This window comes from Streptomyces sp. NPDC002138, assembly GCF_040296485.1.
GTDB lineage: Bacteria > Actinomycetota > Actinomycetes > Streptomycetales > Streptomycetaceae > Streptomyces.
This window is the reverse complement of the sequence record NZ_JBEOXE010000119.1, coordinates 1-12,285: the sequence shown is the minus strand read 5'-3', so window position 1 is coordinate 12,285 and position 12,285 is coordinate 1. Positions and strand designations below refer to the sequence as shown.

The 12,285-nt window shown below is 68.8% G+C and carries 9 protein-coding genes; 3 read left to right on the top strand and 6 right to left on the bottom strand.

Annotated elements, in window-relative coordinates; all coding sequences use genetic code 11:
- Window positions 1-2,063 (bottom strand): AMP-binding protein (locus ABT084_RS36905; RefSeq protein ID WP_351053930.1); only part of this gene is annotated, 2,063 nt, incomplete at its 3' end.
- 504 nt (window positions 2,064-2,567) lie between these two features.
- Here ABT084_RS36905 and ABT084_RS36900 point away from each other — a divergent pair.
- Window positions 2,568-3,767 (top strand): cytochrome P450, encoded by a 1,200-nt coding sequence (locus ABT084_RS36900; RefSeq protein WP_351053927.1) that lies wholly within the window; start codon window positions 2,568-2,570, stop codon window positions 3,765-3,767.
- Between the two features lie 305 nt (window positions 3,768-4,072).
- Here the strand turns inward: ABT084_RS36900 and ABT084_RS36895 are convergent, their stop codons facing one another.
- Window positions 4,073-5,320, bottom strand: a complete 1,248-nt coding sequence (locus ABT084_RS36895; RefSeq protein WP_351053924.1) for a DUF418 domain-containing protein — start codon at window positions 5,318-5,320, stop codon at window positions 4,073-4,075.
- Between the two features lie 285 nt (window positions 5,321-5,605).
- Here ABT084_RS36895 and ABT084_RS36890 point away from each other — a divergent pair, with 285 nt between their 5' ends.
- A complete protein-coding gene (locus ABT084_RS36890) occupies window positions 5,606-6,277 on the top strand; it encodes a response regulator (RefSeq protein ID WP_351053933.1) in 672 nt (223 codons plus the stop codon).
- Window positions 6,274-7,392, top strand: coding sequence for a sensor histidine kinase (locus ABT084_RS36885; protein ID WP_351053921.1), 1,119 nt, complete (start codon window positions 6,274-6,276; stop codon window positions 7,390-7,392). Before ABT084_RS36890 ends, ABT084_RS36885 begins: the two co-directional genes overlap by 4 nt.
- Window positions 7,393-7,409: 17 nt before the next feature.
- Here ABT084_RS36885 and ABT084_RS36880 read toward each other — a convergent pair whose 3' ends face one another.
- The 4 genes from ABT084_RS36880 to ABT084_RS36865 all read right to left on the bottom strand — a co-directional run.
- On the bottom strand, window positions 7,410-9,767 hold the full coding sequence (locus ABT084_RS36880; RefSeq protein WP_351053918.1) for a beta-xylosidase/alpha-l-arabinosidase: 2,358 nt from the start codon (window positions 9,765-9,767) through the stop codon (window positions 7,410-7,412).
- A complete protein-coding gene (locus ABT084_RS36875) occupies window positions 9,764-10,582 on the bottom strand; it encodes a carbohydrate ABC transporter permease (protein WP_351053915.1) in 819 nt (272 codons plus the stop codon). The genes ABT084_RS36880 and ABT084_RS36875 overlap by 4 nt, the downstream gene beginning before the upstream one ends.
- Window positions 10,582-11,448 (bottom strand): carbohydrate ABC transporter permease, encoded by an 867-nt coding sequence (locus ABT084_RS36870; protein WP_351053913.1) that lies wholly within the window; start codon window positions 11,446-11,448, stop codon window positions 10,582-10,584. The genes ABT084_RS36875 and ABT084_RS36870 overlap by 1 nt, the downstream gene beginning before the upstream one ends.
- A 26-nt stretch (window positions 11,449-11,474) precedes the next feature.
- Window positions 11,475-12,285: extracellular solute-binding protein (locus ABT084_RS36865; RefSeq protein ID WP_351053910.1), on the bottom strand; the 811-nt coding region annotated here is incomplete at its 5' end.

Here is a 12,285-nt window from a genome sequence, read left to right as displayed (position 1 = left end):
CCCCTCCGACGTATGAGCTCCGCCAGATAACCCGGCTCCCGATGCCCACCCGGACGCGCCACCACCAGCACCGCGCCCTCAAGCAACGGCCAGAAAAACTCCCACACCGACACATCAAAACCAAACGGCGTCTTCTGCAGCACACGATCACCAGCCGAAAGCCCATAACGGCCCTGCATCCACACCAGACGGTTCACAATCCCCGCATGCGAAACCACCACACCCTTGGGACGCCCCGTCGAACCCGACGTGAAAATCACATACGCCGGATGCCCCGCCAACACCACACCACGATCGGGCACACCACTATCAAGCCCCGCAATCGCCGGATCCTCCACCAGCACCCGACCCACACCCGCAGGCAACACACCCGCCAACGCACCCGTGGTCACGACAACGGACGCGCCAGCCGCCTCCAGCACATACCCGACCCGCTCCGCCGGATACTCCGGATCCACCGGCAGATACGCACCACCAGCCTTCACCACGGCCAGCAGCGCCACCACCATCTCAACACCACGCTCAAGACACACCCCGACCACACACTCAGGGCCCACACCAAGCGCAATCAGATACCGGGCCAGACGATTCGCCCGCGCATCCAACTCCCCATACGAAACCTCAACACCCTCAAACACCACAGCAACCGCACCAGGCGACTCCGCCACCCGAGCCTCAAACAACTCCGGCAACGTCAACGGAGCAACATCAACAGCCGTGTCATTCCACTCCACCAACACCCGACGACGCTCCACGCCATCGAGCAGACTCACCCCACCGACAAGCTCCTCAACACCGGCACCGGCCAGCCATTCCAGAACCCTCAAGAATCGCTGCGCCACAACCTCAACCGACGCCGCGTCATACACATCACCATTGCCGTCAACCACCACACGGATGCCGCCGTCATCCGCACCGTCATACACGCTCACCCGCAGCCCACCGACCGGCCCCGTCGAAAGATTCCGCGGCACCGTCACACAATCACCCAGCGCAACCGACCGCTGGAACGAAACGACGTTGACCTCCAGCCCCCACAACGCCCCACCGTCAACCAGCCTCAGATCCCGCAACATCTCCTCAAAGCGGTACCGCTGATGCCGCAACCCACCCCGCACCGCACCAGAAGTCCGCCGCACCAACTCGCCAACGGACAGACCCCCCTCAACCCCCAGCCGCAACGGCAGCACATTCGCCGTCATCCCCGGAACAGCCAGCTCCCGCTGACCCGAACGCGCCAGCACCGGCAGCCCGAGCACCACATCCGACACACCCGAAACCCGGTGCTCGTAGACCGCCGAAGCCGCAATCACCAACCCGGCAAGGCTCGTCCGCAACCGCCGCGCCCCACCACGCAGCCCCACCGCACGGTCCGCATCCACCTCAACCACATGACGCACCGCCCAGCCTGGCAGCCCACGCCCACCAGCCGCCGGCCGAACCTCCACACCCGCCAGCACCCCCGACCAGTACTCCCGGTCCCCTTCAAGATCCGCCGAGCCCCGATACGCCCGATCCGCATCACGCAGCACCGAAACCGACTCCAGCGCACCCTCCGCACCGGAGCGACCCCCCAGCAACGCGTTGTAGATCTCCGCCGCCCGGCCCACCACCAGCGACGCACTGTAACCATCCGCCACCAGATGATGACCACGCGAATACCAGAAGAACGAATCCTCGCCCAGCTTCAACACAGCAAACGCAAACAACAAACGATCAGCCAAGACCAACGGACGACGCAGCTCCGACCGCATCCACTCCTCAGCAGCCCCCCGCGGATCCGCCTCCCCACTCACATCAACAAAAAACACCGGCAACTCACCCGAGACATCCACATACGCCCCAGGCACACCCTCCACCCCACGGAAACGGACATGAAACGTGTCCGCCTCCATCACCATTCGGTGAATGGCCTCCACCAAAAGATCCGCATCCAGCTCACCGCGGATCTCAATGACCTCAGCCACGTTATAAACAGGATTCTCCGGCGCCAGCTCCTGCGCATACCAAATCCCGACCTGCCCAGCCAGCATGTCCCCGAAAACGCCCTCAGCAGCAGACATCCCGCACACCCCAATCGTCCGAAAACATCGACTGGCACAGCACGGGCCACCACACCAAGGGACGCCACATAACCGCCCAGCACTCCACACACGAAGACCAGCGACAGCAAAAACTAGGCCAGGGTGCCGGCAGCACCGACACCCTTTGAACACGAAATTAGCAGGAGCAAATGACTTTGATGGGCGACGATGCCCTTCCGCACGCCCGCATCGCGACAGCCGAAACTTCCTGAGCGATCCACTATGAGCGCAGGTGTGCAGGTCGATCAACGCTTCGCGCGGGTGGCGCGCAGACACGGACGCGCGAGCGTTTAACTGCTGCACCAGCCACAGTTGAACAAGGCGGCCGGGGTGGCGTCGAGAGCCGCAGACCCCCTTGACAGCAGGCAGCGCCCCGTCTACTCGCCCCTCGGCAAGGCAATGCGCGAAATCTTGACGCTCGCTCGCACGACTGGCACTGTGAAAGCTCATCCCTGAATTCAACTGAAACTGTAAGGAATTCTTGTGCGTGATGCGTCGGCCGAGCCCATCAACCTGGTGGATCCCGCACTCTACTCGACCGGTGACCCATTCGCTCAGTGGCGCTGGCTCCGCGCAAATGAGCCGGTTTACTGGCACCCGCCCACGGACGACGGACACCCCGGATTCTGGTGCCTCACCCGATATGAGGACGTACGCGCCGCATACCGTGACGCGGAGACTTTCAGCTCAGCTCAGGGCATTCTGCTGCGCCCCGCGGCGCACGGTGTCGACCCCGGCGGTGGGCGTACTCTGGCGCTGACCGACGCGCCCCGGCACCGTCAATTGCGCGGGCTCGTCGACGAATGGTTCACGGTCCGCTCGGTCCGCGCTCTTGAGTCGGAGATGAGGGACATCACTGAACGCGTGGTCCAGCAGGCACTGGAACGCGGTAGCTGCGATTTCGTGGCGGATATCGCCGCACGGGTTCCGCTGTACGTCATCTGCAAGATGATGGGCGTGCCGGAGTCGGAATGGGAGTACCTGTACAAACTGACCAGCCAAGCCTTTGCGGCCGGCGATCCGTACACCCGCAGGTTCGCCCATCTGGAGATCCTCGGGTACTTCGAGACGCTCCAAGCGGAGAAGGCGGCGAACCCCACCGACGACCTGGTGAGTGTGCTTGCGACGGCCCGTGTGGAAGGTGAGCCCCTCACTGCCGAGGATGTCATCCTCAACTGCGACAACCTGCTGGTCGGCGGCACGGAGAACACCCGAATCGCGGCCGCCGGCGGCATGCTGACCCTCATCCGGCACCCCGAGCAGTGGCAGATGCTGTCGGAAAACCCGGACCTGTTGCCGTCGGCGGTGGAGGAGATCTTGCGGTGGACGTCGACGGCGACGCACATCATGCGTACCGCCGCGAAGCCCGTCGAGATCCACGGGAAGAACATCGCGGTCGGTGATCGGGTGGTCTTCTGGCTCCCGTCGGCCAACCGCGATGAAACCGTCTTCGAGAACCCCGACACCTTCGACATCAGCCGGAAACCGAATCGGCACCTGGCTCTGGGTTTCGGTGAGCACTTCTGCCTGGGCGGCATGCTCGCCCGCGTCGAGCTTCGGCTGCTCTACGCCGAACTGCTCAACCAAAAGGTCCGGATCGAACTCGATGGTGCACCGAAACTGCTGGACTCCATCGTGGTCAACGGGCCCGAGTATTTGCCGGTGACCCTCACGCGGCCGTAAGGGCGGACCTGGCCGATGAACCGGGGGATTCTCGCGACCACCCGTGTCGGTCTCAGCGTGCGTCAGTGGTCGCCGCCGTGGTCGTCGTCGCTGAACGCCTCGTTGAGGAGGGCGCCGCCGACCAGACCTGCGGCGCCGGCTCCGAGCAGCGCGCCGGTGCCGAAGCGGCGGGGCTGGTTCTCTCCGGGGGTCTGCGGATAGCCCTGCTGGGGGTAGCCCTGCTGCGGATGGCTCTGCTGCGGATAACCCCATCGGTGTCCTCCCTTCCTCTGCGTTGGTGCTCCGGCGGCCGCTGTACGGCCCGTTCAACGGACGTGGTTCGCCGGCTTGGTGGCGGCGTGGAGCAGGGATTCCAGCGGTCCGCGGCGGAAGAAGCGGGACCAGAGCGCGGCGAACACGATCGCCCCGAGGATGAACGCGAGTACGGGCGCCCAGGACGCCGGGCTGCTCTCGCCGGCCGGTACGCCCAGCGCGGACTGCACGACGAAGTGGCCGACATAGGCCGTCAGGGACATGGCGCCCACGGCGATGACCGGTTTCGCGAGGCGGCGCAGCCGCGGCAGGCGGTCCATCAGCACCGTCGCGCCCACGATCACGAGAAGGGCGACGCCCACGCTGCCGATGATGTCGAGCGTGGTGCCGCTGTGCGGCGAGGCGGACAGCAGCTGCGAGGGCGACAGCTCGGGCGGCATGGCCCCGCTGCCCAGGGACGACGCCCCGGAGCCCGCGGACGACGCGCCGTCCTCCGCCGTGCTCCTCAGCGCGTCCTTGCCCACCAGCAGCAGGGACAGGCCGTAGGCGCCCACGGCGAGGCTTGCGCCGAGCGCGGCCACGCGCCGCTGGACGACGGCCGCGGTCAGGTCGAGGCGGGCCAGCGCCATTCCGGCGACCACGAACGAGATCCACGTGATCGCCGGGTAGAAGCCGGTGAGCAGCAGATCGAGCACACCCACCTCGCTGAGCGCCTTGAGCGGGTCATGGGCATTGACGCTCTGCTGGACGGAGTCGCTCAGCACCGCGTTCAGGACGAAGGCCAGCTGCGGCATGACGAGCGCGAGCCCCGCCGCGACGATCGCGAGGGTCCGGGCGCGCAGGCGCACCAGGGGCAGGGCGAGGAGGAAGTAGACACCGTAGAAACCGAGAATGATCACGCCGCCGTACTCCACCGCCAGCAGGGTGCCCAGCGCCAGCAGGACCACGGCGCGGATCGCGATGCGGGCTCTCGCCTGCCGGCCGGCCAGGCCGGTCTTGGGCTCACGGCGGCCGGCGATCAGCATCAGCGAGAACCCGGCGAGAGTGGCGAACAGGACCGACGAGTGCCCCTCGGCCAGGTACCGCACCCAGCTGCCGACGCCGTCCGTGGCCGACAGCGCCGGGCCGATGTGCACGATGTACATGCCGAACACCGCCAGCGCGCGGGCCAAGTCCACCCCGACCAGGCGTCCCATCGAGGAGCCGTCGGGGGCCTGCCCGGCGGACTCGGGCGGGGTTGCGGGCCGTGGAGGCGAGTGCTCCGGCGGAGCGGATGTCTCCTGCGGCGGTATCTGTGTCATACCGACAATCTCCCGACCCCGCGGGAGGCGGACCATCCGGCAGGCTTCGGGGGCACCCCCGCCGACCGGCCGGGACCGCCCCGCCGACCGGTGGGATCCCGAGGCGGCTGCACCGACGCGCCCCGTGCCCGGCGTACCGTGGACAGCGAGCGATCACCGTGGACAGCGAGCGATCACCGCGGGACAACACCGTGGACGCCCGGACGCCCGGACGCGGGGTGCACGGGTCGCCGAGAAGCTGGACAGAGCAGACGAGTGTGAGGCGGAACGCCGGTGATCCGGGTAGTGGTGGTGGATGACGAGGCTCTGGTGCGATCCGGCTTCCGGATGATCCTCAACGCCTCCGACGGCATCGAGGTCGTGGCGACCGCGCAAGGAGGAGAGGCCGCGGACGTGATCCGGCGCGAGCACCCGGACGTCGTACTCCTCGACATCCGCATGCCGGACGTGGACGGCCTGACCGTCCTGAGGGAGCTCCAGACGCTGCCCACGCCGCCGACGGTGGCCATGCTGACCACCTTCGACACCGACGAGTACATCCTGACCGCGCTGCGCTCGGGAGCCTCCGGCTTCCTCCTCAAGGACACCGAGCCCGAACAACTCGCCCAACTCGTCCGCACGCTGGCCGCGGGCGGGGTGGTGATGTCCCCCAAGGCATCGCGGGCCCTGCTGCGCGGCCACCCGGGCGCGGGAGCTGCCCAGGACCCGGACGTGGGGCGCGTGAACCTGCTCAGCGACCGCGAACGCGACGTCCTCGTCCTGATCGCGGAAGGACTCTCCAACGCCGACATCGGCGCCCGCATCCATCTGAGCCCCGGCACCGTCAAGGACCACGTCAGCTCGATCCTGACCAAACTGAGAGTCGCCGGCCGCGTCCAAGCGGCACTGCTCGCGGAGCGGGCCGGACTGCTCGGCAACGGCGATCGCGCCGGCACCGCACAGGAAAATGGGCGATGAGCACGATTCAGGCACTGTGGCGGCGTCTGCCCCCCTGGGCCGTCGACGCGGGCCTCGTCGTGCTCGCCGCGCTCGACGCCTGGATCAACCTCTTCGACGAGGGAACCCCCCTCGTGTGGGCCTGGGTCGCCCTCGGCAGCGCGGTGCTGTTCCTGCGCAGGCGTCTTCCGCTGACCGCCTTCCTGCTGACCCTGCCGATGACCGCCTTGATGGACGTGGCGGTCGCACCGATCGCCGCCCTGTACACCCTGGCCACGCACAGCCGCAATCGGCCGCTGCTTGCCGGTTGCGCCCTGCTGAACACGGCGGCAACCCTCGTCTGGCCCCTGTCCGACGTGTTCTCCACCGACCGGACCTGGACGCTCGTCCAGTTCGTCTACACGCTGGCGACGTCCTTCGCCCCGGTCCTGTTCGGCCAGCTCGTGCAGGCCAGACACGACGTGGCGCGCCAGCTCGTCGAGGTCGAAGAGGCCCGCGAGCACGAACGCGCCCTGTACGCCGAGACCGTCCTCGCCCGCGAACGTGCCCAACTGGCCCGCGAGATGCACGATGTCGTCTCGCACCAGGTCAGCCTCATCGCCGTACAGGCCGGAGCGCTCCAGGTCGCCGCCAAAGACCCCGACGCCCGGGACGGCGCCCGCACCATCCGCACCCTGAGCGTGAATACCCTCGACGAGCTCCGGCACATGGTCTCCCTGCTGCGCGCCTCGGGCGGCAAGGAGACCGAACTCACCCCCCAGCCGACCCTCGCGGACCTGCAGCAGCTGATCGCCAACAGCGGCATCGAGACCACCCTGACCGGCGGGCTCCCGCCCGGTATCAGCACCACCGCCCAACGCACCGTCTACCGCACGGTCCAAGAGGCCCTCACCAACGTGCGCAAGCACGCCCCCGGCGCCCGCGCCGAGGTCCGCCTGTGGCACGACGCACGGCACTTCGGCGTCACCGTCACCAACACCGCCCCCACTCGCCCGTCCGTCGCCCTGCCCAGCGCCCGCCACGGCCTCATCGGCCTGAGAGAACGCGCCGAGCTCCTCGACGGCACCCTCGCCGCCGAACCCACCCCGCAGGGCGGATACACGATCGAACTACGGGCCCCCACCCGGCCCGTCTGACAGGATGACTCCTCCCCTCACAGGTCCCGGACGGTGACGGTCGGGTGCAGGCGCCGGGTGTGGTCGACCGGGCGGACCGGGCCGCTGAGGCGCAGGGGCACGGCGAAACGGACGTCCGTGCTGGACGCGGAGATCCGCAGTTCGAGCCCGCCCGGTTCGACGATCCGACGGCCTTCGCGGCCGGTGAACGAGGCCAGGTCCGCCGGGAGTTCGACCTCCACCCGGCAGCCGGTCCCGGCGTCCAGGTCGATCCGTCGGTAGCCGACCAGCCGCTGCACCGGCTGCACCACGCTCGCGACCGGGTCGTGCAGGTACAGCTGGACGACGTCGCCGCCCGCCCGTGCGCCCGTGTTGTGCAGCTCGAAGGCGAGGCGGAACGCGCCGTCGGTGCCGGCCAGGTCCACCTGCACCTCGAGCCCCGACCAGGTGAACTCGGTGTAGCCGAGCCCGTGTCCGAAGCCGTAGGCAGGCGTCGGGTCGCTGCTGGACACCTCGCTGGCCTGGGCGAGCCGGGCGGCGAGATAGGTCGACGGCTGGACCCCGGGGTGGGCGGGGACGGAGACGGGCAACCGCCCGGACGGGTTGACCCGCCCGCTGAGCACGCCGGCCAGGGCGTGGGTGCCGGCCTCGCCGGGGAAGAAGGACTGCACGATCGCCGCCGCTTCCCCGACCGCCCGGCCGAGCGCGTACGGCCGCCCGGCCAGCAGGGTGACCACCACCGGCGTACCGGCGTCCAACACCGCCTCCAGCAAGGCTTTTTGCTGTCCAGGAAGCTCCAGCGTCCGGGCGTCGCAGCCCTCGCCGCTGGTGCCGCGGCCGAACAGTCCGGCCCGGTCGCCCAGGGCGAGTACCACCACATCGGCCAGGCGCGCGGCCCGGACCGCCTCGGCGATGCCTCCGACGTCCTCACCGTCGACCGTCACGCCCCGCACCGTGGTCATCTCGCTGTCGACGAACTCCTCGGCCAACGCCTCGCGCAGGGTGGGGAGTTCGATGCCGTGCGGGGTCTCGGGGTGTTGGCCGCCGACGTGGACCGGGAAGGCGTAGCAGCCGAGCACGGCGGTCGGCTCGTCGCTGTTCGGTCCGATCAGCGCGATCCGGGCCGGGCGTCGCAGCGGCAGGACACCGTCGTTGCGCAGCAGCACCACGGCCTGCTCGGCGATCCGCGCGGCCAGTGCCCGGTTCTCGGCGCGGTCGAGGTCGACCAGACCGCGCAGCGCCCGGGGATGGTCCAGGTCAGCGCCGGCGAGCGCCTCCGGCACCGGGTTCCAGTCGGCGTCCAGCAGCCCGAGTTGGGCCTTCTGGACGAGGGCCCGGCGCAGTGCCCGGTCGATCAGCGCCTCCGGCACGGCGCCGGACGCGACGGCGTCCAGCAGGGGCTGCCCGAAGGTCTTCACGGTCGGCAGTTCGATGTCCACCCCGCTCGCCAGCGCCAGTCCGGCCGCCTCGGACCAGTCCTCGGCGACGCCGTGCAGCACCTTGAGGAAGGCGATGCCGAAGTAGTCGGCGACGAGGGTGCCGGTGAAGCCCCAGGTGTCCCGGAGCAGTCCGGTGAGCAGGGCCTCGTCGGCAGCGGAGGGCAGGCCGTCGGTGTCGGTGTAGGCGTGCATGACCGAGCGGGGCCGGCCCTCGCGGACCGCCATCTCGAACGGGGGCAGGATGACGTCCGCCCGTTCGCGCGCTCCCATCGACACCGGCGCGAGGTTGCGTCCGGCGCGCGAGGCGGAGTACCCGGCGAAGTGCTTGAGGGTCGCGACGATCCCGGCGGACTCCAGGCCCTGGACGTAGGCCGTGGCGATGGTGCCGACGAGGTACGGGTCCTCGCCGATGGTCTCCTCGACCCGGCCCCAGCGGGCGTCGCGGACCACGTCCAGGACCGGGGCGAGGCCCTGGTGCACGCCGACGGACCGCATGTCGCGGCCGATCGCCGCGGCCATCTCCCGAACGAGTACGGGGTTGAAGGTGGCGCCCCAGGACAGCGGCACCGGGTAGGCGGTGGCGCCCCAGGCGGCGAACCCGGCCAGGCACTCCTCGTGGGCCAGAGCCGGGATGCCGAAGCGGTTGGCGCCCGCGATCCGCTGCTGGCTGCGCAGCAGCGAGAGCGCTCCGAGCGCCGGATCGACCGGTGCCGTACCGAAGGGGCGGGTCAACTGGCCGAGCCCGTACGGCAGTAGCTCGTCGAGGTCGGGTGGTGTCTCCATTTCGTGCTGGTGCGGGGCGACCTCGCCGCCCCCTTCGTCGGCGCCGACCCAGACGCCGACCAGCTGTGCGGTCTTCTCGCGCAGGGTCATCTCGGCGATCAGGGCGTCGGCCCGGTCCTCCGCCGCGAGCGAGGCGTCACGCCAGGCGGGCAGGGGGTCCTGGTGGTCGTTCATTTTCCTCCCACGCCCATCAGCCCCTGGACCAGGGCGCGGCGAGCACATAGGTAGACGACGAAGATGGGGAGCATGGACAACACCACGGCGCTGAGCAGGCCGGGCACGTCGACGCCGTGTTCGGTCTGGAATTCGTACAGGCCGAGGGTGACGACCTTCGTGGAGTCGGACTGGGTGAGGATCAGCGGGAAGAGGAAGCCGTTCCACGCCTGGAGCGCGGCGAACACCACGATCGAGGACAGCCCGCCCTTGGACAGCGGGAGCACCAGTTGCCGGAACACCCGCGCCGGGGAGGCGCCGTCCATCGCCATCGCCTCGTAGAGCTCGGGGCCGATGTCGCGCATCGCGCCGGTCAGGACGAGGGTGCACACGGGCAGGCAGAAGGCGGCGGTCGGCAGGATGACGCCGATCAGGTGGTCGTACAGGCCGGTCTTGCTGATCACGTAGAACATCGGCACGATCACCGCCTGGGCGGGGATCGCCAGACCCAGCAGGAACATCCGGAACACCCAGCCGGTGGCCCGGCCGCGGGCGCGCACGATGGCGTACGCGAGCGGCGGGACGACCAGCAGCACGATGCCGACCACGCCGGCGGTGACCAGGAGGGTGTTGAGGAAGTACTGGCCGAAGCCGTTGGACAGGTCGGTGAGGTAGTTCCGCAGGGTCCACTCGGCCGGCAGGCTGAGCGGCCCCTCGGACGAATAGTCGGAGCGGGTGCGCAGGGTGGCGATCACCAGCACGTACAACGGCAGGCCGACCAGCACCAGCCAGAGCAGCGAGCCGTACCCTGCGAGGTAGTTGGGGCGTCGCCGCATCACAGGCCCTCCGCCGTCGAGCGCATCCGGTCGTAGCCGGAGACGCGGACCACCACCAGGGAGATCAGGGTCGCGACGACCACCAGGACCAGGGCGATGGCGGAGCCCGTGCCGAAGTCGAAGCTCTTGAAGGCCTTCTGGTACATGTAATAGGCGCTGACCGTGGTGTCGGTGCCGGGCCCGCCCTGGGTGAGGATCAGCACCGTGTCGAAGGTGGTCAGGCCGCCGACCACCATGAGGATCATCGACGTGATGATGGTGTTGCGCAGCTGTGGGAGCGTGATGTGGATGAACTGCCGCACCCGGCCGGCCCCGTCGACCGCCGCGGCCTGGTAGAGCACCTGCGGAATGGCCCGGGCGCCGCCCTGGTAGATCAGCGCGTGCAGCGGGGTGAACTGCCAGACGCCGACGAAGGTGAGCACCCCGATCGCGCCGGTTCTGCTGCCGAGCAGGTTGCCGTCGCCGAACAGCCAGGTCAGCTGTGAGGGCACCCCGAAGTTCGGGTCGAGGACGGCCCGCCACACCACCGACACGGCGGTGGCGGACAGCAGCAGCGGCACGAAGTAGACCGCCGACAGTACGGCCCGGTTGCGCTGGCGGCCGGCCGCCCAGACGCCGAGCAGGATGCTGATCGGCGTCTGGGTCACCACACCGAGCACGGTGAGCAGCAGGGTGGTTCCGATGGACTGCGTCATCACCGGGTCGTGGATCAGACCGGTCCAGTTGTCCAGTCCGTTGAAGTGCGGGTCGGTGATGCCGTCCCAGCTGGTAAAGGAGAGGACCGCGACCAGCAGCAACGGAACGATCGCGAAGATCAGGAAGAACACGGCGGCGGGCGCCGCCCAGGCGAAACCCGGGCGGCTCACCCCCACGCCGTTCTTCCCGGTCCTCGTCACGAGGTCGGCAAGGCCTGCATGGCCTTGATGAAGCCGTCGGCGTCGAGCTTGCCGTTGAAGAACTGCTGGACGGCGACGTGTATCGGGGTCATGGCGCTCGGCGGGTAGGCCTGGTCCCAGGAGAGCTGGAAGGAGGGTGCGGCCTTGACCAGCTCGTACTGGTACGTGGAGTACGCGGGGCTGGCCGCGGTGTCGAGGAAGTGGACCGTGTTGGTGGTGGTCGGCAAGTTGCCGATCGCGAGCTGGGCCTTCACGAACTCGTCGGAGTACATCAGCTTCAGGAAGGCCGCCGCTTCCTCCGGGTGCTTGGTCTTCTTCAGCACCGAGTAGAAGTTGTTGGTGTTGCCGACCACGGCGGCCGGGTCGCCCTTTCCGCCGCTCAGGGTCGGGAAGCTGGTGTACCCGAGGTTCGACTTGGTGAAGTCGGGGTTGGCGTCCTTCTGCGTGGAGTAGTACCAGGACCCCATCAGCTCGAATGCCGCCTTGCCCTTGGCCACCAGGGCCGGTGAGCCGCCGTCGGTGAACTTCACCGAGTCGAAGTTGGTGCCGAAGGCGCCCGCGTCCACCAGCTCCTTGAGCTTGGCGAGCGCCCCGCGGCTGTCCTCACCCGCCCATGCGGCCTGGTCGCCGCCGATCGCGCGCTGGAACAGTCCGGGCCCGGCGATCCGGTCGTACAGGTACTCGAACCACATCAGCGTCGGCCACTGGTCCGCGCCGCCGAGTGCGATCGGGGTGATGCCCTTGGCCTTCAACGCCTTGCTGGAGGAGACCAGTTCGTCCCAGGTCTTCGGCGCGGTCAGTCCGGCG

Excerpts from the sequence above, each read along its gene's own strand:
- ABT084_RS36895 (WP_351053924.1), bottom strand. The coding sequence starts at position 5,320 with ATGACACAGATACCGCCGCAGGAGACATCCGCTCCGCCGGAGCACTCG.
- ABT084_RS36885 (WP_351053921.1), top strand. The coding sequence starts at position 6,274 with ATGAGCACGATTCAGGCACTGTGGCGGCGTCTGCCCCCCTGGGCCGTC.
- ABT084_RS36880 (WP_351053918.1), bottom strand. The coding sequence starts at position 9,767 with ATGAACGACCACCAGGACCCCCTGCCCGCCTGGCGTGACGCCTCGCTC.
- ABT084_RS36875 (WP_351053915.1), bottom strand. The coding sequence starts at position 10,582 with ATGCGGCGACGCCCCAACTACCTCGCAGGGTACGGCTCGCTGCTCTGG.